This window comes from Micromonospora sp. RL09-050-HVF-A (assembly GCF_019374995.1).
Classification (GTDB): Bacteria; Actinomycetota; Actinomycetes; order Mycobacteriales; family Micromonosporaceae; genus Micromonospora; species Micromonospora antibiotica.
This window is the reverse complement of the sequence record NZ_JAGKQP010000002.1, coordinates 4,727,548-4,747,135: the sequence shown is the minus strand read 5'-3', so window position 1 is coordinate 4,747,135 and position 19,588 is coordinate 4,727,548. Positions and strand designations below refer to the sequence as shown.

The following is a 19,588-nucleotide window of genomic DNA, read 5'->3' as shown; positions in this document are numbered from 1 at the left end:
CCCGACAACCGGATACGGGCGACAACCCGAGCGGGTGCCGGACGACCGGACGCGGGTGACAACCGGACGGTGCCCGACAGTCGGACACGGGCGGCAGCCCGCCGACGACGGGGGTCCGGTTATCGCCGGGGGCGGTGCGGTGTGCCGCGGGTCAACGGGCGCACTGCGCGCAGGTGCCGAAGATCTCGAAGGTGTGCCCGACCTCGGTGAAGCCGTGCTGGGCGGCGACCTGGTCGGCCCACCGTTCGACCGCCGGCCCGGCCACCTCCACTGTGCTACCGCACCGGCGGCAGACCAGGTGGTGATGGTGCCGGCTCTGGCTGCACCGGCGGAACAGCTGTTCACCGCCGGGCAGCCGGGTGGAGTCGATCTCCTGGGCATCGACGAGCAGTTGCAGGGTGCGGTAGACCGTGGTCAGGCCCACCCGCGCCTTGCGGGCCACCAGCATCTGGTGCAGTTGCTGCGCGGTGTGGAAACCGTCGACCTCACGCAGCAACGCCAGCACCTCGCCGCGCTGACGCGTGTTCCGGGTCACGTTCGGCATCGCCTGGGTCACCGTACCGCCGTCTCCGCTCGTCGCCCCGACCCCCGACCGGCGGCCGTCGCTGCCCCTCGCCTCCACCGGACAGCGCGGAGACCGTAACCATTATGCGCTGCGCATATGAGCACGCCACGGCCCGTGTCCACGCCCACGGCGACCGCCCCGCCCGGCATCGACACGCGCGACGGCCGTGACCGGGGTTCCGGCCGGCCGACCGCCCTGGTCCCGCACCGGAACCGGCGCGCGGGTAGCCGGCCGTCGGTGTCGCCCCCCGCCGCATAATCAGGACAGCTAATATCCTGGTTATGCGGATGAGCGAGCAGGTCGAGTGGGGGTTGCACTGCTGCCTCACGCTCGCCTGGATCGGCGGCGAACACCCGATGCCCGCCGCCCGGCTCGCCGAATGGTTCGAGCTGCCCCCGGCGTACCTCACCAAGTGCCTCCAGGCCCTGACCCGGGCCGGCATCCTCCACTCCGTGCCCGGCGCGCGCGGCGGGTTCCGACTCGCCCGCCGGCCGGCGGACGTGACGGTGATGGACGTGCTGGTGGCGGTCGACGGGCCCGACAACCCGTTCCGGTGCACCGAGATCCGCCAGCGGGGCGCGGGGGTGGACCCCTCCGCGCCGGAGTTCCGCACCCCGTGTGCCATCAGCACCGTGATGCACCGCGCCGACCTGGCCTGGCGTCGCGAGCTGGCCAGCCACACCCTGGCCGACCTGCTCGAATCCGCTCCGGCGGGCGCAGCCGAACGCACCCGTCGCCGTTACGCGCAACTGCGCGGCTGACGCCCGCCCGCGACCTCCGCGACCCCCGACCCACGGTCGCACCGACCGGTGGCGCACCCCGCCGCCACCCGCAGGCCCACCCGCGCCCGACCGGCGACCCCGGCCACCGGCCCGGCCGGCGCACCCGCCGGCCCCGACGACCGTCCACCCCCGAGTCCCGTGCCCGGCACGGCCCGCCGTGCCGCCGCACGCCGTCCCGCCGACCGGAGACCTCATGTCCCACCCGCACACCCGTACCGGCCCGGGGCCGGCCACCACCGCCGGACCCGGGCGCGGCCTACGGATCACCCTGATCCTCGCGGCCGGCACCTTCGCCGTCGGCACCGACGCGTTCGTCGTCGCCGGGCTGCTGCCCGACATGGCCGCCGCACTGCGGACCACCACCACCGCCGCCGGGCAGTCGGTGACGGTGTTCGCGATCTCCTACGCGATCCTCGCCCCACTGCTGTCCACGCTGGCCGCCCGGCTGCCACGCCGTCGCCTGCTCGTCGCCGCGCTGCTGGTGCTCGCCGCCGGAAACCTCGTCGCGGCGGCTGCCGAGACGCTGCCGGTGCTGCTCCTCGGCCGGATCGTCGCCGCCGCCGGCGCCGCCGCGTACACCCCCAACGCCGGTGCCGTGGGCGCCTCGCTGGTGCCGCCCGCGCAACGGGGTCGGGCCCTGGCCGTGGTGATCGGCGGGCTCACCGTCGCCACCGCGCTGGGCGTGCCGCTCGGCGGGCTGACCGGGCGGTGGCTCGGCTGGCGGGCCGCCCTCGTCGCGGTCGCCCTGCTGGCGCTCGCCGTCGCGGCGGCCGTCCGGCTGGCCATGCCCGCGCTGCCCGGCGGCCCGGCGGTCCCGTTGCGCGCCCGGCTGACGGCGCTGCGCCGACCGGCCGTGCTCGCCGTCCTGCCGCTCACCGTGATCGGGATGGCGGCCTGCTACACCGTGTACGCCTTCGCGGTGCCGACCCTCGGCGCGCTCGACGTCGACGCGTACCAGGTCAACCTGATGTTGCTGCTCTACGGCGTGGGGGCGGTCGTCGGCAACGTCGCCGCCGGGTACGCCACCGACCGGTGGGGTGCGGTGCCGGTGCTGGCGACGGGCTATGCCGCGCTGGCCGTCGCGCTGGGCGTGCTCGGTGCGCTCAGCACCGCCGGGTCCGCCCCGACGGTGCTGGTGGCGCTGCTGGTCGGCGCGTGGGGCGCGGCGAGCTGGTGTCAGACCCCGGCACAGCAGCACCGGTTGATCGCCGCCGCGCCGCAGCAGGCCCCCCTGGTGGTGTCGCTGAACTCGTCCGCCATCTATCTCGGGATCGGCCTGGGCACCGCCGTCGGCGGCGCGACGCTGCCCTCCGGCGTGCCCACCATGTACGCCCTCGGCGCGGCCGGTGCCGTGGTCGCCCTGCTGGTGCTCCACCTCGGACAGCGGATCACCCGGCGCGACGGTCAGCGGCGCAGGCCCATCCCCGCGTAGCCGTGGGAGATCCGTTCCCGGGGTTCCCCGTCGGGCCGCCACTCGGCCACCCGGACCAGCCCCGGATCGACCAGGTCGTACCCGTCGAAGAAACGCAGCACGTCGGCGTGCGGGCGGGGCACCAGCGGGGCACTGCTGCGCTGGTAGACCGCCTGCCCCTGCCGGGTGGGCAGCGGCGGGGCACCGTCGGTGGTGAGGTGGGACACGACCAGCGGGCTGCCAGGGACCGTCGCCTCCCGCAGCCGGACGACGGCATCCCACGGCTGCTCGGCGTCGGTGACGAAGTGCAGCACCGCCACCAGCAGCACGGCCACCGGGCGACCGAAGTCGATCGCCGCCCGCACGTCGGGGTGGGCCAGCAACTCGTCCGGCCGGCGCAGGTCGCCCCGGACCACGCTGGTCCGCCCGTCGGCCGGCAGCAGCCGCCGGGCGTGGGTGACGGCGACCTCGTCGTAGTCGACGTAGACCACCGTCGATTCGGGGGCGACCCGGCGGACGATCTCGTGCACGTTGCCCTGGGTGGGCAGCCCGGCACCGATGTCGAGGAACTGGCGTACGCCCAGCTCGGCGGCGTGCCGCACGGCCCGGCGCATGAAGTGCCGGTTGGCCTGGGCGGCGATCCCGGTGTCCGGGAAGATCCGCAGGATCTGCTCGGCGGCGGCCCGGTCGGCGGCGAAGTTGTGGCACCCGCCGAGGTAGTAGTCGTACATCCGGGCCACGTTCGGCCCCGGCTCGGCGTCGGTCGGCGCGGTCACCGGCCCTCCCTTTCCCCTCACGTCGCTGCGGGACGACCCACCGCCGGGCGGCGGGCACGTCGCGCCCTGATGTCTAGCACCCCGGGCGACGACATGTTGACCCGCCGTGTCGGCGAGCCGGCAGCACGGGACCGCCCCGGGCCGGTATGACGGTGACACCGACTGACGGCGAGGAGGCATCCGATGAACACTGACCGGGAGACCGTGGAGGTGGACCCGGCCCTGTTCCGGGCCGTGTACGACTCACCCGCCTCGCTGCCGGGGCGGCACCGCTGGACCACCCCGGAACACGACGTACGCCGGTTGGAGAAGCTGCTCGGGATGCCGGCGCAGAGCATCGGCGCACCCCTGTGGGTCAGCGGCGACGAACCGGACTGCCCCAAGTGCGGACGCCGGACCACCTGGCTGGACATCGTCGCCTCGGCCCTCAAGGGGGTGCACGACCCGCTGATGATCGCCACGGTGATCCTCGGTGACCGCCGCTACGTCAACACCGAGGTCCCGGACGCGATCGCCGGGGTGCACTGCCTCGACTGCCACACCCCGATCACCGGCCTGCGCAGCTTCAAGTGCCACAACTGGGCGTACGCCTTCGAGGAGCTGGCGGTGGTGCGGGAGCGGATGCGGGGCGGGTCAGGCCCGGCGGGCGGGCCGCCGGCCGTGCGGTGACGGCGGTTCCGGCCCCGGGTCGGGCACCTGCGGCAGGGGCCGGGTGACCGCCGCCGCGCCGGTGACCGTCACGGGCTCCCCGGCGTGCCGCAGGTCGACCGTCGTCTCCGGGTCGGCGTCGGGCAGCTCGTAGCGGGCCCCGTCGCGGGTCAGGGTGACCCGCAGCCGGTGCCCGTGCCAGCGCAGGTGGAAGGCGAGCCGGTCGATCCGGGCCGGCAGCCGGGGGTCGAACGAGAGCACCCCGGTGTCGTCGCGCAACCCGCCGAAGCCCTCCACCACCGCCGTCCACGCCCCGGCCAGGGCCGCCAGGTGCAGCCCGTCGCCGGTCTTGTCGCCGAGGTCGGCGAGGTCGTGCAGGGCCGCCTCGGCGAACAGGTCGTACGCCAGGTCGAGGTGACCCAGTTCGGCGGCGAGCACCGCCTGGGAGCCGGCGGACAGCGACGAGTCGCGGACGGTGCGGGCCTGGTAGTAGGCGAAGTTGCGGGCCTTCTCCTCGGCGGTGAACTCCCCCGGGAAGCGTTGCATGGCCAGCACCAGGTCGGCCTGCTTGACCACCTGCCGCCGGTACAGCTCCAGGTAGGGGTAGTGCAGCAGCAGCGGGTAGTCGTCGTCGGTCATCGCCGCGAAGTCCCACTCGGGTTGCCCGGTGAAGCCCGCCGCCTGCTGGTGTACGCCGCGCTTGTGGTCGTAGGGCAGGTGCACCGCGTCGGCGGCGGCCCGCCAGCCGGCGATCTCCGCCGGGTCGACACCGAGGGCGGTGGCCCGCTCCGGGTGCCGTCCGGCGGCGTCGGCGGCGCCCCGCAGGTTGCGCCGGACCATCAGGTTGGTGAAGACGTTGTCGTCGACCAGGGCGGCGTACTCGTCGGGGCCGGTGATCCCGGTGACGTGGAACGCGCCGTCGTCGGACCAGTGGCCGTAGCCGGCCCACAGCCGGGCCGTCTCCACCAGCAGTTCCAGCCCGGTGTCGGCGAGGAACTCCTGGTCCCCGGTGACCGTGACGTAGCGCAGCACCGCGTCGGCGATGTCGGCGTTGACGTGCAGGGCGGCGGTGCCGGCCGGCCAGTAGCCCGAGCACTCCCGGCCGCCGATGGTGCGCCACGGGAAGGTGGCCCCGGTGAGCCGCAGCTCGGCGGCCCGGTCCCGGGCCTGCGGCAGGTGGTCGTGCCGCCAGCGCAGCGCACCCCGGGCCACCCCGGGCAGCAGGTACGTCAGCACCGGCAGCACGTAGCTCTCGGTGTCCCACAGCACGTGCCCGTCGTAGCCGTTGCCGGTGAGTCCCTTCGCCGCGATGGTCCGGTCGCCGTCGGCCCGGCCCGCCTGGAGCAGGTGGAACACGGAGAACCGGACGGCCTGCTGGAGTTCCGGGTCGCCGTCGATCTCCACGTCGGCGGTGCGCCACCGCTCGTCGAGGGTGGCCCGCTGGTCGGCCAGGAGCGCGTCGAACCCGTGCCGGTGGGCGGCGTCGGCCTCGGCGGTGACCAGGTCGGCCAGCTCGTCGGGGGTGCCGCCGTCGACCGGGGTGCACTCGTACGCGGCGTACTTGGTCAGTCGGAGCCGCTGCCCGGGGGCGAGCCGACCTTCGAGGGTCGTGCGCAGCCGGTCCGGGGTGTGGTCGTCGCCGTCGGTGAACCCCGCCGGCACGTCCGTCGCGTGGGTCACCGCGACGGCGACCCGTTGGGCGCTGCGGTCGGTGCGGTGCACCAGCACGCCCCGGTGGCCGTCGGGGCGGTGCAGCTCGGCGTCGAGCGGGTCGGGCACGATCGAGGCGGCTCGGGGGTCGTCGGCCCGTTCGGGCACCCGCTCGTTGGCGAGCACGTCCGAGCAGACCCGGATCTCGACCGGCCGGTCGTCGAGCGGTTCGACCTGGTAGTCGACGGCGGCGACGGCGTGCCGGGGCAGGGAGACCAGCCGGGTGCTGCGGACCCGCACCCCGTGCCCGGCCGGTGAGATCCACTCGGTGTGTCGGCGTACCACGCCGGCGCGCAGGTCGAGGGTGCGCTCGTGGGCGCGGACGGTCCCGGTGCGCAGGTCGAGGGGTTCGCCGGCCACCCAGAGCCGGATCAGGGCGGCGTTGGGCGCGCTGATCACGGTGTCGCTCTCCTGCGGGAAGGCGTACCCGTCCTCGGGGTAGCTCTGTCGCCGCCGCTCGTGGAGGCCGTTGAGGTAGCTGCCCGGCATGCCGTAGGGCTGGCCCTCGTCGAGGGTGCCCCGCCAGCCCACCCAGCCGTTGGACAGGGCGAAGACCGACTCGGTCTCGCTGAGTCGGTCCAGGTCGGTGGCGGTCCGCCGGATCTGCCAGGTCTCGTCCATCTGCACGGTGGGGAGGTACCCGGCGGCGGTGGGCGGCCAATCGCGGGGGCGCTGTGAACTCGCTGTGACGCGGGCGGCGAACCGCCGTCGCATCCCGCAGCATGTGACGGTTCCACCGGTTTCCTCCACCTCGATGGCACTGAAAGCGGTATGACACTTTGGTGAGGTGAGTGATGGAAAAGACTTTTACCGCAGACATTCCTGACATCAGCGAGCAGTGGTACCGCGACGTCGTCGACGTGGCCGACTCCGCCCCGACCCCGGTGCAGTGGTTCGCGGTGCACTTCACCGAGGGGGTGATCCTGCTGCTCGGCCTGCTGCTGGTGGCCGTCGCCGTGTCCCGGCTGCGCCACGCCGACCCGTGGGGCCGGGCCCTGGCGCTGGTCGCGCCGGCCGCCGTCGTCCTGGCGTACGGGTGCAGCGAGGTGCTCAAGTCACTGGTGGACGAGGACCGGCCCTGTCGGGGTGCGGTGGCCATCCTGGCCGGGCAGTGCCCGCCGGTGGGCGACTGGTCGTTCCCGAGCAACCACGCCACCATCGCCGGGGCGCTGGCCACCGCAGTGCTGCTGCTGTCCCCCCGGTGGGGTCTGCTCGCCGTGCCGCTGGCCCTGCTCGCCGCGCTCTCCCGGGTGTTCGTCGGCGTGCACTACCCGCACGACGTCCTCGCCGGCCTGCTCCTCGGCGTGGCGGTGACCCTGCTGCTCGCCCCGGTGACGGCCCGCGCCGTCGCCGGGACGCTGCGCCGTCGTGGCGTCCCGGCCGGGCGGGAACCGGTCCCCACCGCCCCCGGCCCCGCCGCTGAGCGGGATCGGGCCGGCCACTGAGCGGGGTCAGCGGCCGGGTCTGCTCAGCCGGTCAGCAGGAGGGCGGCGCAGGTGCCGGCGACCAGGAACGGGCCGAAGGGTAGGTGGCTGGACCAGCCAATCCGACGACTCGCCAACAGCGCCACGCTGACCAGCGCCGACAGCAGGAACGTCAGCACCAGGCCGGTCACCAGCAGGCCCCAGCCCTGCCAACCGAGCAGCGCCCCCACCCCCAGCGCCAGCTTGGCGTCGCCGAGCCCGAAGCCGCGCCGGCCGAGCAGCAGCGTGGTGGTGGCGAAGGCCAGACCGAGCGCCGCGCCGGCCGCCATCGCGCGCAGCCACGGGCCGGCACCCGCCCCGGTCAGCGCGGCCACCCCGAGCAACGCCCAGGTGCCGACGGCGGCGGGCCAGGTGAGCCGGTCCGGCAGCCGGTGCACCGCCAGGTCCACCAGGACCAGCGGGATCGCCCAGCCGAGCCACCAGGCCAGCGCGGCCCGCTCGGCCAACGAACCGTCGACCAGCACCAGCACCGCCACGGCCGCCAGCAACAGCGCCTCGACCGCGAGCGGCGCCGCGCCGATCCGCCCCCGGCAGGCCGGGCAGCGGGCCACCGGCCCGAGCGCCGGCAGCGGCCGGTCCAGCCCGATCGGTGCGCCGCAGCCGTCGCACCCGGCCCGGTCCACCACCCCCGGGGGTACGGCGTACCGGGCGACCGCGAGCCGCAGGACCGGTACGACCGCCAGGACCCCCGCCAGCCGCCGCAGAAAAAACACGGAGGGTGACTTCCCGTCCGGGCCGACGTAACGGTCCGGTATCAGCTCGTCGGCGGTGGTGGAGCCCGGAACCGCCCTCACCCGTCCGGAAGGTTGGGCGGTAGTGGCCGTGACGACCGGGGAACGGATCGGACCGGCCGCCTCGACCCACCCCAAATCCCCCGGTGGCGCGGACGGTTCGACGGCCGGGCCGGGCCGGTCGACGGGCACCGGCCCTCGTTCGGCCGGCACCGGTAGCCCCGGCCGGCCCCCCTGGACATCGCCCACGTGTCGTCACTCCTGCCCATCACCGAGAGTGCGCAGTTGAATTGCCTCTGTTGCATCGGCGCACGTCAGCCTATGCTCGCCCCTTGGGTGGGACGCAACCCCGCGCAGCCGCGTCACCGCCCACACCGGACACGACGCTCCACAGTTGGCAGAAGATCCGCACAGGTAAATGCGACAGCACCCGGACATGTCCGATCGACATCATCCCGGCGTACCGCCGCATGCCCGGAGGCCGCCACGACCGCCGCCGCCGGGTGATACCGAGGAGGGGCACGGCAATGCGTACTCGGCATTCCCGCCGCTGGACCACCTGCCTGGTCGTCGCCGTGGTGGCCGGCTCCGCCGCCGGCTGCGGCGACTCACCGGAGACGACCACCGCGCCCGCACCCCGGCCCGCGAGCGACACCCGCCAGCCAACCGAGGCGGAACGGGCCGCCGAGCGGGCCGCGCTGGCGGCGTACGCCGGCTATCTCGACGCCTCCCGTGAGGCGAGCCGGGACAGCGACCCCCGCCACCCGAAGCTGACCCGGTTCCTGGCCGACCCGCTGCTCACCCGGGTCCGGGTCGCCATCGACGACACCCGCCGGCACGGCGCGGTACGCACCGGGACGCTCAAGTCCGCACCCACCGTCACCTCCGTCAGCCTGGACGGCGACCCACCGACCGTGGAGATCCAGGACTGCCTGGACGCCACCGGCTACCGGCTGGTCTATGTCAAGGACAAGCGGGTGGTGCCCGGTTCCGGCGGAAGCCGGCACCTGGCGACCGCCACCGCGACCCGCTACCCGGACGGCCGGTGGCTGATCAGCGCCGGCGCGGCACACGAGGACCAGCCATGTTGACACGGAGCACCGAACGCCTCCCCATCCGTCGGGTGCTGGCCGGCCTGCTGGTGGCCGTGCTCGCGGCCGGGTTCGCCGCACCGGCCCGGGCGCAGGCCGCCGGCCCGGGGGTGGAGTGCCCACCGGGGCAGAACGACTGCAGTGTCTGGGACGACGAGCCCGGCACCCCCGGTGATCCCGGCGGCGGCGACGGACCGGGCGGCCCGAACAGCCCCGGCGCCACCCCGAAGTGCCAGTGGAACGGCAGGCCGCTGCCCTGCTACAACCCGAACCTCGGCTGGTTCGACAACGCCAGCGGCTGCTACTACAAGGTCGCCGAGCCCCAGCGCGACGCCCCGGACGGCCAGGTGTGGTACGTCCGGACCTGCAACGGCGGGGACCTGGGCGACCAGTCGATGGTGCTGCTCGACGGGCCGCCGCCCGGGTTCGGCACCCCGCCCGACCCGGAGGAGCTGGCCCGCCGGGCGCTCGCCTCGATCAGCCTGCTGCCGCCCCGGGCCTCGGTGGCGCCCCGGCGCAGCGTCGGCCCCGGCCTGGTCGGCCTGCCGGTCTGGATGTGGGCCAGCCCCGGCCAGAACTACTTCGGCCCGCTCACCGCCTCGGCCAGCGACCGGGGGCTGACCGTCACCATCACCGCCAAGGTCCAACGAACCGTGTGGACCATGGGCAACGGCAAGAAGGTCACCTGCACCGGCCCGGGCACGCCCTACAAGACGACCGGCCCGAACGCCGGCAAGAAGTCGCCCACCTGCGGATACGACGGCTATCCCAAGGCCAACAACTACCGGGTCAGCGCCACCACCTTCTGGAACGTGCACTGGGTCGGCGGTGGCCGCAGCGGTGACATCGCGCAGACCCGCACCAGCGGCGTCGTCGAGATCCAGATCAAGGAACTCCAGGTGGTGACCCGATGAGCGCCCACCGCTCGATCTTGCGAGCCCCGCAGCCGCGAACGGAGATTGTTCCGGTGAGCGCGAGGAGCGAGCCGGTTTTGCGAGCCCCGCAGTCGCGAACGGAGATTGTTCAGTGAGTCTGGCCACCCGTAACAGCGGTCCGGTGGACGCGCCGGTCGCCCCACCCAAGGTGGTCCGGCAGCGCCGTACCCGGCCCGGTCTGCTCGGGCTCGCCGTGCTGCTGATCGCGTTGGGTGGGCTCGGCGCGGCCTTCGCGGTCACCTCGGTCCGGGCCACCGGCAGCTACCTGGCGGTCGCCCGCCCGGTCGAGGTGGGCCGCATCCTGACCGCCGACGACCTGGTCAGTGTGCAGGTCTCCGGGGGCGCGGGGCTGTCCCCGGTGCCGGCGAAGAAGCGGGACGAGGTGGTCGGCAAGCGGGCCGCCGTGTCCCTGGTCCCCGGCTCGCTGCTCACCATGGCCCAGCTCACCGACGCCCCGCTGCTCGGCCAGGGGCAGCAGCAGATCGCGTTGGGCCTCGAACCGAGCAAGGTGCCGGCCCGCAAACTGCACCCCGGTGACAAGGTGCTGCTGGTCAGCACCCCGGACGAGGATGCCGACAACCAGCCGTCGGCCACCCGGTTCACCGCCACGGTGATCGACGCGGTCGTCCCCGAGAACGACGACGTGGTGATCTACCTGGCACTCGCCGTACGGGACGTCCCGGCGGTGGTGGTGCTGGCCGCGCAGGACCGGATCGCCCTCGTGCTGACCGAGGCGGCCTGACCATGGCCATCATCGCGCTGGTCTCGGCGAAGGGCTCACCCGGCGTCACCACCACGGCGCTGGCCTGCACCCTGAGCTGGCACCGGCGGCTGGTGCTCGCCGAGTGCGACCCGGCCGGCGGCTCGGTGCTCGCCGGCTACCTGGGCGGTGCCCTCGACGGGCCACGCGGCATCGGTGAGCTGGCCGTGGGCGAGCTGCGCGACGGCAGCCTGGAGTCGACGTTCTGGTCCCAACTGGTCGACCTGGACGCGCCGAGGCGGGAACGACTGCTGCTGCCCGGTGTGGTCGACCCGGCGCAGGCCGGCAGCGTCGCCCCGCTGTGGCAACGGTTCGCCGACTACTTCCACACCCTGGAGAAGGGCCGGCCCGGTTACGACGTGATCGTCGACTGCGGACGCCTGCAGGTCTTCGGTCCGCCGTGGCCGCTGCTGCGCGCCGCCGACGTGGTGCTGCTGGTGACCCGGGCGCAGCTGCCCGGCCTCTCCGGCACCCGGTCGATGATCCGGGCGATCGAACGGGACTTCACCAACCACCGGGTGCCCCCCGGCACGCTGCGGCTGGTGGTGGTCGGCGACGGGCACGGCACCGGCGAGATCGGCAAGGCCCTGGGGGTGCCGGTGATCGCCCGGTTGCCGCAGGACCCGCGTACCGCGCAGGCGCTCAGCTTCGGCGGCACGATCCGCGCCGGACGGCCGCTGATGCGCGCGGCGGCGGCGTTGGAGACCCCGGTGCGGGAGTTGCTGGAGCAGCGGCGGGCCCGGTTGGCCTGGCCGACCCCGGCGCAGGGGGTGCCGGATGCGGTTTGAGCCGGTCTCCCACGACCCACGCACCCCGCCGCCCGGGGTCACCTCCACCATGCCGCCGCTGGCCCCGGTGAACGGCCGGCACCACGCCACCGCCCCGGCGGCGCCACCGGCCGCCGCCCCGCCGGCACCCGCGCCGACCGCGCCACCCCGGCCGAAGGTGGACTTCGCGGTGGTCCGCGAGCTGCGCCGGGAGCTGAGCGAACGACTCACCCAGTGGCAGCGCGGCCGGGAGTTCGACGCCGACGCCGAGGAGGTCGAGCGGGCCCGGCTCGCCGTGGCCGTGGTCTCCGGCTACGCCGACGCGGTACGCCGGGCCGGCACCCCGCTCAGCGCCGACGAGGAACGGACCCTGCTCGACCAGGTGACCGCCGAGCTGGTCGGGCTGGGCCGGCTACAGACCCTGCTGGTCGACGACACCATCGAGGAGGTGCACATCCTCGGCTGCGACCAGGTGCGCATCACCCGGCACGGCGGCGGCGTCGACTGGGGTGAGCCGATCGCCGACAGCGACGACGAGCTGGTGGAGATCCTCCAGGCGGCGGCCCGCCGGGCCGGGGCCACCGAACGGTCGTTGTCCACCTCGAAGCCGACGCTTGACCTGCAACTGCCCGACGGCAGCCGGTTGGCGGCGGTGTTCCTGGTCAGCCACCGCCCCTACGCGGTGATCCGCAAGCACAACACGTTGGACGTCAGCCTCGACGACCTGGCCGGCAGCCGCCCCGACCTGGACGAGATGATCGACCCGCTGCTGCGTGACTTCCTGCGGGCGTCCATGCGGGCCGGGTTGAACATCATGGTCGCCGGGCTGGCCGGGGCCGGCAAGACCACGGTCATCCGGGCGCTGATGGACGAGATCCCGCCCGACGAACCGTACGTGCTGCTGGAGGAGAGCCGGGAACTGCTGCCGGCCCGACGCGGCGAAAAGCACCGGGCGGTGATGAGCTTCGAATCCCGGGAGGGGCACGGCGAACGTGGCCTGGACGGTCGACCGGCCGGTGAGGTGAGCATCGCCGACCTGATCCCGGTGTCGCTGCGGATGGGCGTACTGCGGATCATCGTCGGCGAGGTCCGGTCCCGGGAGATCGTGCCGATGCTCCAGGCGATGACCACCAGCCGGGGATCGATGTGCACCATCCACGCCCGTACCCCCGGCGGGGTGAGCGAGCGGATCATCGAGCTGGCGCTGGCACACGGCCGGGAGATGACCGTCGACCAGGCCCGCCGGATGGCCGGCAACGCCCTCGACCTGATCGTCTACGTCACCGTCGAGGACGAGACCGCGATCGGCGGACGCAAGCACCGGTTCGTCTCCCACGTCGAGGAGGTGATCGGCGTCGGCGACGCCAACCGGATCACCACCACCACCGTGTTCGGGCCCGGCCCGGACGGTCGGGCCATCCCCCGCCACCTGCCGGAACGAGTCCGCGGCCAGCTGCTGCGGGTCGGCTACGACGCCCGGCTGCTGTCCCGTTTCATCGAGGCCGGGGCGGGCGCGTGGCGTCGCCCCCGGCACAGCCGCCTCGCCCCGGTGGTGCGCCGATGAGCACCATCGAACTGCTCGCCGTGGTCTCCGGGGCGGCCTGTGTCGGCGGAATGGTGCTGGCCGTGGTGGCGTTGTTCGGCACCACCAAGCCCACCCGCCCGACCCGCACCTCGACCACCGGGCTGCGTCGGCTCTGGCTCGGTTCGGGCACCAACCGGCGGGACCAGCGGGCCCACCAGATGACGCTCGGTGCGGCGGTAGTGGCGGGGGCGCTGGCGTTCCTGCTGACCGGGCTGCCGGTGGTGGGGCTGATCGTGGCGGTGGCGGTGCCGGGGGTGCCCTGGTTGTTCGCGGTGGGGCGGGCCGAGGAACGGGCCATCACCCGGATCGAGGCCGTCGGCGAGTGGACCCGCCGACTCAAGGACGTCTCCAACACCGGACAGGGCCTCCAGCAGGCGATCGTCGTCACCATCGCCACCGTCCCGGACCAGATCCAGGAGGAGGTACGGCTGCTCGCCGCCCGCCTCCAGGCCGGTTGGACGGCCCGGTCCGCCCTGCTGGCGTTCGCCGACGAGATCGGTGACCCGGTCTGCGACCAGGTGGTCGCCGCGCTGATCCTGCACCTGACCGACCGGGGGGAACGCCTCGGCGACGTCCTCGGCTCCATCGCGTCGGCCGCCTCCGCCGAGGTCGCCACCCGGCGCGAGGTGGAGGCCAAACGCACCCAGCCCCGGTTCGCGGTCCGCTTCCTCACCGGGATGACCCTGGCCGTGCTGGCGTACGGGCTGGTCAACACCGAGTACGTCCGGCCGTACGGGACGTTGTTCGGTCAGGTGCTGATGGCGGTGCTCGCGACGGCGTTCATCGCCCTGCTGGTGTGGGTGCGCGCGATGAGCCAGCCCCCACCGCCGCCCCGGTTCCTGCCCCGACCCGACCCGGCGGAGCTGGTCGCATGATGCTCAACTGGCAGCTCACCATCGCGGTGCTCGGCGGGGCCGCCATCGGACTCGGCGTGTTCCTGCTGGTCCGGGAGGCGTTGCCGGCCTCCCCGGCGCTCGGCCCGGCGCTGCGCCGACTGCACCAACCGGCGGGCACCGCCGTCGCCACCGGACATGGGCCGGACTGGCTGGGGGGCGTCGCCCGTTGGCTGCGCCCGCCGCACCGCCAGCTCGCCCTGCTCGACCAGACCCCCGAGCAGTACACCATGTCGATCCTGCTCTCCGCCCTGGTCGGGTTGGCCACCCCGACGGTGGCGGGGGCCCTGCTCTTCCTCGCCGGGGTGAGCATTCCGGTGGCCGTACCGGTGCTGGGCAGTCTGGGGTTGGCGCTGGTCTGCGCGCTGCTCGCGCACCACACGGTGCTGGCCAAGGCGGACACCGCCCGGGACGAGTTCCGCGCGGCGGTCTGCACCTACCTGGATCTGGTGGCGTTGCAGCTGTCGGCGGCGCACGGCCCGGTGCAGTCGCTGGAACGCGCGGCGGCGGTCTGCGACGGCTGGGTCTTCGCCCGCATCCGGGAGTCGCTGCGGATCGCCCAGATGCAGATGCACTCGCCCTGGGACGAGTTGCAGGCGCTGGCCGAGAAGATCGGCATCCCGGAGCTGGGTGACGTCGGGGCGATCATGCGGTCCTCCGGCAGCGAGGGCGCCCAGGTGCACGAGACGCTGCGCAGCCGCGCCGAGTCGCTCCGGGACCAGATCCGCACCGACAACCTGGCCCGCGCCGAGGGCGTCACCAGCCGGCTGGACATTCCCGGCTCGCTGCTGGTCTTCGTGCTGCTGGCCTTCGTCCTCTATCCGTTCATCGCCCGCCTCTGAGTAACCCACCTCCCCAAGGAGTTCCGCCATGCACCTCGTCACCTTCCTCTACGCGGCCACCGTGGCCCGCCTGGCCGAGCTACGCCGCGAGGCGGAGCGGGGCGACAGCCCGGTCCCGACCGCCGTGATCATCGCCGGCCTGGTGGTAGCCGGGGTCGCAGTCACCGGCATCGTCCTGACCAAGGCCACCGACTGGATGAACAGCATCGACAACCCGTGACCAGTCTCCCCCTGACCGGCTCGCGCCGGGACCGGACGGCCCCCACCGCCAGGTCCCGGTGCGCACCCCCGTGCGCGTCCACGGCCGGGCGGGACACCCCGACCGGGCTCCGCGCCGCAGGCCGGGCCGCCCACCGCAGGCTCACCGCCGGGGGTACGGACCGGGGGGCCAACCCCGTGGAGCTGGCCGTGGTGATGCCGGCGGTGCTGGTGCTGCTCTTCAGCTCCGTCCAGATCGCCGCCTGGTTCGTGGCCCGGTCGACGGCGATGCACGCCGCCCAGAGCGGGGTGAACGCGCAACGGGTCCTCGACGCGCCGGCCGGGGCGGGTGAGGCCCGCGCCAGACACTTCCTGGGTGCCGCCGGGGACTGGCTGGTCGGCGCGAAGACCACCTGCGCCGCCACCGCCACCGAGGTGACCTGCACGGTCACCGGGAAATCCCTGAGCGTCATCCCGGCCGTCCGGTTCGACGTCCGGCAGACCGCCCACGGCACGGCCGAACGGTGGACCAACCCGTGACCGCCCACCCGCCCCGGCGTACCTGGCGCGAACTGCTGACCCGGCCCGCCCGACGACGTGTCCGGGGCGACCGGGCCGTGGTGCACGCCCCGCGATCCGGCAGCCCCGACGAGGTGGTCGGGTGTCACCCGGGCCACGTGTCGGTGAATCGGGCGGCGGGGCGTACCCGGGGATCGGTGTCGGCCGACCGGAGTGCGGGGCGTACCCGGGGATCGGTGTCGGTGGAGGTGGCGGTGCTGACCCCGGCGTTCCTGGCGCTGCTGATGCTGGCCGGGGTGGCCGGCCGGGTTGCCGTGGCCGACGAGGCGGTAGAGGCGGCGGCGCACGACGCCGCGCGGGCCGCCTCGATCGCCCGCGACGCCGGCACGGCGGAGAGCGCCGCCCGGACGGCCGCCCGGCGGCAGCTCGACTGGCGTGGCCTCAACTGTACGAGCGCACCCCAGGTCACGGTCTGGGGCTCGACGCGCAACTCCGACCACACCTCGGTGGGCACGGCGTTCCGGCGGCCGCTCGGCGAACCGGTGAGCATCTGGGTCCGGGTGAGCTGCACGGTCTCCTTCGCCGGCATGCGCTTCCCCGGCCTGCCGATGCGTGACCGGCGGGTCGAGGCGACCTTCGCCTCCCCCCTGGACCGTTACCGGACCCGGCAGTGACCGCGCGTCCGACCGGCGACGAGGGCCGGATCAGCCTCTTCCTCGCCGTCACCATGATCGGCGTGCTGGCGATCATCGGCGTCGCGTACGACGGCGCGGGTCAGCTGCGTACCCTGCAACGCGCCGACGACCTGGCCGCCGAGGCGGCCCGCAGCGGCGGGCAGGTGATCGACCGGGCCGCCGCGATCGAGGGCCGGCCCAAGGTGATCGACGAGCCGGGTGCCCGCGCGGCCGTCACCCAGTACCTGCGGGGCAACTCCGACGTGACCAGCCAGCAGGTCAGCTTCCCGGTGGTGGCCGGCGAGAAACAGATCCGGGTACGCGTCACCGTCGTCTACCGCCGGCACATGCTCGGCCTGATCGGCATGGACCGCACCGTCACCGTCGTCGGCGAGGCGACCGCCCGCACCCTCACCGACCGACCATGAGCCCGTCGACCTGGCGGATTCCGTCCGTTGCGCACCCAGACCGTAGGCCCGCTCACCGGGGTCCCGCACCGAGACCGTAGGCCCACCCATCCGGTGTCCCCGCACCGGCAGACCGTAGGAAGGAGGGCAGCATGGCCACACCGCGTGGTTCCACTGCCCGACGTACCGGGCAGTTGCTCACCGGCTTCGGGTCGCTGGTGGTGCTGGTGGCGTTGCTGGTCGGCGCCCCGATCGCCCTGCTCGCCTTCGCCGGCAACCCGCTGCCGGACCACCTGCCCACCCTCACCGAGGTCGGCTCCGTGCTGACCAGCCGGGACGACGGCCAGCTCTTCATCCGGGCACTGGCGCTGGTCGGCTGGTTCGGCTGGGCGACGTTCGCCTTCTCGGTGCTGGTGGAGATGGGTGCCCAGATCACCCGCCGGCAGACGCCCCGGCTGCCCGGGATGAGCCGGCAGCAGCGGGCGGCAGCAGCCCTACTGGGCTCGGTCGCCCTGATCGTCGCGGCCAGCCCGGCGGCGAGCGCGGCCGTGACGTTGGCCCAGCCGCTCCCGGCCGCCGCCGGCACCGGCGTGGCGACCACCCTGGACACCTCCCGTACCGGGCTCGGTGCCGCCCCCAGCGCCGGCCTCGGTGCCAGCGCCGGTGTCACCCACGGCGCGGTCCCCGGTTCCGGCCTCGGTCCCGTCCCCCGGACCGGCATCGAGGACGGGAAGTCGACGGCGAAGCCGATGTACCGGGTGGCCCGGGGTGACTACCTGGGAGAGGTCGCGGAACGCTACCTTGACGACTTCGACCGCTATCCCGAAGTGGCCCGGCTCAACGACCTGCGCGACGCCGACCGGATCCGGCCGGGTCAGCTCATCAAACTCCCCACCGAGGCCGACGACACCGGTGCCCGCCGGCACGCCAGCGGCCACCTGGTCCCGAACACGCCCCGCAAGCCGTCCCCGCGCCCGCCGGTCACCACGCCGGGCGGCCAGGCCGACCCGCAGCATCAGGGTGCCCCCCGTACGCCGGTCACCCCGGGCAAGCCTGCCGGGCCGGCCACCCCGAAACCGGGCAAGATCGGACCGGCCACCCCGCAGACGGCCACCCCGCAGACCGCCCAACCGCCCGCGCAGCCGCCGGCCGAGCGACCGGTCGGGGTGCCGCCGGCGATGGCCGCCGGGGCGTCCCGGGCCACCCCGGACGACGCGATCAACCGGCCACTGGCCGTGTCGGCGGTACTGGCGGTGGCGAGCATCGTCGGCGCGCAGATCGGCGCGGTACTCGGCCTGCGCCGCCGACCCGTCCGGGTGACCGCCGGGCGCACCTCGGCCGCCCGGATCGCCGCCGCCCGCATGTCCACCAACCGCACCGCCGGCCGCACCCCGGGCCGCTCGATGGGCAGCCGCGCCTCCGCCGCCCGAGACCTGGTAACCGGCCGCCACCGCCGCGACTGACCCCGTCCCCACTCCCACCCCGTCCCGCCCCCGGCCGCCCAACCCAGCCAGCCCGCTCCAGCCGCCCCGCCGCCCCGCCCGCACCGCACCGCCCGCCCCGCCCGCCCCGCACCGCCCGCCCCGCACCGCCCGGCCCGCACCGCCCGCCCGCACCGCCCGCCCCGGTGATCAAGAGGTTTGCGTCAATTTGTAGATCAACTTTGACGCAAACCTCTTGATCAAACGACGCAAACCTCTTGATCACGCTGTGGGCGGGGCGGGGCGGGGCGGGGCGGGGCGGGGCGAGGTCGGGGCAAGGCGAGGTGGGGCAGGGCGGGTGGGGCGGGGCAGGGCGGGTGGGGGCGCAGGGACGACGGGGCGGGTGGGGAGGGCGGGCGGGTGGGGAGGGGCGGGTGGTTAGGGGAGGCGGGTTTGGAGGGTGCCGTCCACTACCCGGGTGGGGAGGGTCTGCTGGTCGGTCGCGGAGGGGCCGTGGACGACCTCGCCACCGTTGAGGCGGAACGCCGAGCCGTGCCAGGGGCAGACCACACAGGCGTGCCCGTCGATCTCTTGCACCTCGCCCTCACCGAGCGGGCCGCTCTGGTGTGGGCAGCGCTCCAGCATGACGGTGACCTCGTCGCCGTGCCGGTAGAGGATGACCGAGACGTCGTCCACCTCGCGGGTCACCAGCTCTCGTTGCGGCAGCCCCGCCAGCTCGGCCACCGACTGCCACCCGTCGCTCATCCGGTGCAGCTCGGAGACGCTCTGGCTGACCTGCGCCCCCTGCTTGTACGCCAGGTGCCCACCGAGGTACGCCCCGGCGCTCGCCGCGCCCAGCCCCAGGTAGGCCAGCGCCCGGCCGACGCCGTGCCGGCCGCTCAACCGGGCGGCGAGGGAGCCGGCGTACAGGGTCAGGCCAACGGTGTTGGCGGCGGCGTGCACGAGCCCCACCCGACGCTGGTCCCGGGACAGCTCCGCCCAGTCGTTGAGCCCCGCCACGGCGGCGGGCACCGCGCTCACGGTGCCCAGCGCGACCAGTGTGGTGGCCGCGCGACGCTGACCGGGGAGCAGATCGACCACTGCCGCGCTGATCCAGGCCCCCACCGGCACCTGCACCATCGCAGGGTGCAGCGGATGCCCCAGGAACACGCCGTGCAGCAGGTCACGCACCCGCTGTGGGCGGAGGGTCGCCTGGACGGCACGCTGCAACCGGTCGCCGGCCCGGTCCAGCGCGGTGGCCTGTTCGAGTTTCGTCATCAACGCTCGCACGTTCCCCGACTTCCCGGCTGACCGGGCCGCAAACCGGGCGGCCGGGACGAATCTGCCCTTTGCCCTGATCAGCGCCGTGCCGGGACACGGGCACCGACC

At 74.3% G+C, this 19,588-nt stretch carries 21 protein-coding genes; 16 read left to right on the top strand and 5 right to left on the bottom strand.

Annotated features, from left to right (window positions below):
• Positions 1–151: 151 nt before the first annotated feature.
• Positions 152–544 (bottom strand): Fur family transcriptional regulator, encoded by a 393-nt coding sequence (locus J7462_RS20955; protein WP_208565392.1) that lies wholly within the window; start codon positions 542–544, stop codon positions 152–154.
• Between the two features lie 308 nt (positions 545–852).
• On the opposite strand from J7462_RS20955, the gene J7462_RS20950 reads away from it, so the two are divergent.
• Together J7462_RS20950 and J7462_RS20945 are read left to right on the top strand one after the other, a co-directional pair.
• Positions 853–1,326: an Rrf2 family transcriptional regulator gene (locus tag J7462_RS20950; RefSeq protein WP_219465627.1), complete on the top strand. Its 474-nt coding sequence runs from the start codon at positions 853–855 to the stop codon at positions 1,324–1,326.
• A gap of 214 nt (positions 1,327–1,540) precedes the next feature.
• Positions 1,541–2,779, top strand: coding sequence for an MFS transporter (locus J7462_RS20945; RefSeq protein ID WP_219465625.1), 1,239 nt, complete (start codon positions 1,541–1,543; stop codon positions 2,777–2,779).
• Here J7462_RS20945 and J7462_RS20940 read toward each other — a convergent pair.
• Positions 2,752–3,534, bottom strand: coding sequence for an SAM-dependent methyltransferase (locus J7462_RS20940; RefSeq protein WP_308290969.1), 783 nt, complete (start codon positions 3,532–3,534; stop codon positions 2,752–2,754). The two genes, J7462_RS20945 and J7462_RS20940, sit on opposite strands and share 28 nt — an antisense overlap.
• 183 nt (positions 3,535–3,717) lie before the next feature.
• Here J7462_RS20940 and J7462_RS20935 point away from each other — a divergent pair, with 183 nt between their 5' ends.
• A complete protein-coding gene (locus J7462_RS20935; RefSeq protein WP_219465623.1) occupies positions 3,718–4,203 on the top strand; it encodes a hypothetical protein in 486 nt (161 codons plus the stop codon).
• Here the strand turns inward: J7462_RS20935 and J7462_RS20930 are convergent.
• Positions 4,168–6,513: a glycoside hydrolase family 65 protein gene (locus J7462_RS20930; protein WP_219470562.1), complete on the bottom strand. Its 2,346-nt coding sequence runs from the start codon at positions 6,511–6,513 to the stop codon at positions 4,168–4,170. The genes J7462_RS20935 and J7462_RS20930 overlap by 36 nt on opposite strands.
• Positions 6,514–6,686: 173 nt before the next feature.
• On the opposite strand from J7462_RS20930, the gene J7462_RS20925 reads away from it, so the two are divergent.
• Positions 6,687–7,337, top strand: coding sequence for a phosphatase PAP2 family protein (locus J7462_RS20925; protein ID WP_219465620.1), 651 nt, complete (start codon positions 6,687–6,689; stop codon positions 7,335–7,337).
• 23 nt (positions 7,338–7,360) lie between these two features.
• Here the strand turns inward: J7462_RS20925 and J7462_RS20920 are convergent, their stop codons facing one another.
• Positions 7,361–8,089 (bottom strand): A24 family peptidase, encoded by a 729-nt coding sequence (locus J7462_RS20920; RefSeq protein WP_308291123.1) that lies wholly within the window; start codon positions 8,087–8,089, stop codon positions 7,361–7,363.
• 545 nt (positions 8,090–8,634) lie between these two features.
• Between J7462_RS20920 and J7462_RS20915 the strand changes: the two genes are divergently transcribed.
• From J7462_RS20915 to J7462_RS20860, 12 genes are all read left to right on the top strand, one after another.
• A complete protein-coding gene (locus tag J7462_RS20915; protein ID WP_208565387.1) occupies positions 8,635–9,198 on the top strand; it encodes a hypothetical protein in 564 nt (187 codons plus the stop codon).
• The gene (locus tag J7462_RS20910; RefSeq protein ID WP_219465619.1) at positions 9,192–10,112 is read left to right on the top strand and encodes a hypothetical protein; all 921 of its coding nucleotides are present in this window, start codon (positions 9,192–9,194) and stop codon (positions 10,110–10,112) included. The genes J7462_RS20915 and J7462_RS20910 overlap by 7 nt, the downstream gene beginning before the upstream one ends.
• 112 nt (positions 10,113–10,224) lie before the next feature.
• A complete protein-coding gene (locus tag J7462_RS20905) occupies positions 10,225–10,875 on the top strand; it encodes an SAF domain-containing protein (RefSeq protein WP_219465618.1) in 651 nt (216 codons plus the stop codon).
• Between the two features lie 2 nt (positions 10,876–10,877).
• Positions 10,878–11,681, top strand: a complete 804-nt coding sequence (locus tag J7462_RS20900; RefSeq protein ID WP_219465617.1) for a ParA family protein — start codon at positions 10,878–10,880, stop codon at positions 11,679–11,681.
• Positions 11,671–13,224, top strand: coding sequence for a CpaF family protein (locus J7462_RS20895; RefSeq protein ID WP_219465616.1), 1,554 nt, complete (start codon positions 11,671–11,673; stop codon positions 13,222–13,224). Before J7462_RS20900 ends, J7462_RS20895 begins: the two co-directional genes overlap by 11 nt.
• Positions 13,221–14,120: a type II secretion system F family protein gene (locus J7462_RS20890; RefSeq protein ID WP_219465615.1), complete on the top strand. Its 900-nt coding sequence runs from the start codon at positions 13,221–13,223 to the stop codon at positions 14,118–14,120. Before J7462_RS20895 ends, J7462_RS20890 begins: the two co-directional genes overlap by 4 nt.
• Positions 14,120–14,980, top strand: a complete 861-nt coding sequence (locus J7462_RS20885) for a type II secretion system F family protein (protein WP_219470556.1) — start codon at positions 14,120–14,122, stop codon at positions 14,978–14,980. Before J7462_RS20890 ends, J7462_RS20885 begins: the two co-directional genes overlap by 1 nt.
• A 28-nt stretch (positions 14,981–15,008) precedes the next feature.
• Positions 15,009–15,200, top strand: a complete 192-nt coding sequence (locus tag J7462_RS20880) for a hypothetical protein (RefSeq protein WP_208565381.1) — start codon at positions 15,009–15,011, stop codon at positions 15,198–15,200.
• Positions 15,201–15,211: 11 nt separating this feature from the next.
• Positions 15,212–15,718, top strand: a complete 507-nt coding sequence (locus J7462_RS32410) for a TadE family protein (protein WP_255598854.1) — start codon at positions 15,212–15,214, stop codon at positions 15,716–15,718.
• Between the two features lie 176 nt (positions 15,719–15,894).
• Positions 15,895–16,371, top strand: coding sequence for a TadE/TadG family type IV pilus assembly protein (locus J7462_RS20870; RefSeq protein WP_219470552.1), 477 nt, complete (start codon positions 15,895–15,897; stop codon positions 16,369–16,371).
• Positions 16,372–16,424: 53 nt separating this feature from the next.
• A complete protein-coding gene (locus tag J7462_RS20865; RefSeq protein ID WP_244251708.1) occupies positions 16,425–16,799 on the top strand; it encodes a hypothetical protein in 375 nt (124 codons plus the stop codon).
• A gap of 131 nt (positions 16,800–16,930) precedes the next feature.
• Entirely contained in the window at positions 16,931–18,241 is a 1,311-nt protein-coding gene (locus J7462_RS20860; RefSeq protein ID WP_219465613.1) for a LysM peptidoglycan-binding domain-containing protein, read from the top strand.
• Between the two features lie 396 nt (positions 18,242–18,637).
• Here the strand turns inward: J7462_RS20860 and J7462_RS20855 are convergent, their stop codons facing one another.
• The gene (locus J7462_RS20855) at positions 18,638–19,489 is read right to left on the bottom strand and encodes a Rieske 2Fe-2S domain-containing protein (protein WP_219465612.1); all 852 of its coding nucleotides are present in this window, start codon (positions 19,487–19,489) and stop codon (positions 18,638–18,640) included.
• Positions 19,490–19,588: the final 99 nt, after the last annotated feature.

Excerpts from the sequence above, each read along its gene's own strand:
- J7462_RS20910 (WP_219465619.1), top strand. The coding sequence starts at position 9,192 with ATGTTGACACGGAGCACCGAACGCCTCCCCATCCGTCGGGTGCTGGCC.
- J7462_RS20895 (WP_219465616.1), top strand. The coding sequence starts at position 11,671 with ATGCGGTTTGAGCCGGTCTCCCACGACCCACGCACCCCGCCGCCCGGG.
- J7462_RS20945 (WP_219465625.1), top strand. The coding sequence starts at position 1,541 with ATGTCCCACCCGCACACCCGTACCGGCCCGGGGCCGGCCACCACCGCC.
- J7462_RS20935 (WP_219465623.1), top strand. The coding sequence starts at position 3,718 with ATGAACACTGACCGGGAGACCGTGGAGGTGGACCCGGCCCTGTTCCGG.
- J7462_RS20885 (WP_219470556.1), top strand. The coding sequence starts at position 14,120 with ATGCTCAACTGGCAGCTCACCATCGCGGTGCTCGGCGGGGCCGCCATC.
- J7462_RS20865 (WP_244251708.1), top strand. The coding sequence starts at position 16,425 with ATGATCGGCGTGCTGGCGATCATCGGCGTCGCGTACGACGGCGCGGGT.
- J7462_RS20925 (WP_219465620.1), top strand. The coding sequence starts at position 6,687 with ATGGAAAAGACTTTTACCGCAGACATTCCTGACATCAGCGAGCAGTGG.
- J7462_RS20950 (WP_219465627.1), top strand. The coding sequence starts at position 853 with ATGAGCGAGCAGGTCGAGTGGGGGTTGCACTGCTGCCTCACGCTCGCC.
- J7462_RS20930 (WP_219470562.1), bottom strand. The coding sequence starts at position 6,513 with ATGGACGAGACCTGGCAGATCCGGCGGACCGCCACCGACCTGGACCGA.
- J7462_RS20880 (WP_208565381.1), top strand. The coding sequence starts at position 15,009 with ATGCACCTCGTCACCTTCCTCTACGCGGCCACCGTGGCCCGCCTGGCC.
- J7462_RS20955 (WP_208565392.1), bottom strand. The coding sequence starts at position 544 with ATGCCGAACGTGACCCGGAACACGCGTCAGCGCGGCGAGGTGCTGGCG.
- J7462_RS20900 (WP_219465617.1), top strand. The coding sequence starts at position 10,878 with ATGGCCATCATCGCGCTGGTCTCGGCGAAGGGCTCACCCGGCGTCACC.
- J7462_RS20860 (WP_219465613.1), top strand. The coding sequence starts at position 16,931 with ATGGCCACACCGCGTGGTTCCACTGCCCGACGTACCGGGCAGTTGCTC.
- J7462_RS20890 (WP_219465615.1), top strand. The coding sequence starts at position 13,221 with ATGAGCACCATCGAACTGCTCGCCGTGGTCTCCGGGGCGGCCTGTGTC.
- J7462_RS20915 (WP_208565387.1), top strand. The coding sequence starts at position 8,635 with ATGCGTACTCGGCATTCCCGCCGCTGGACCACCTGCCTGGTCGTCGCC.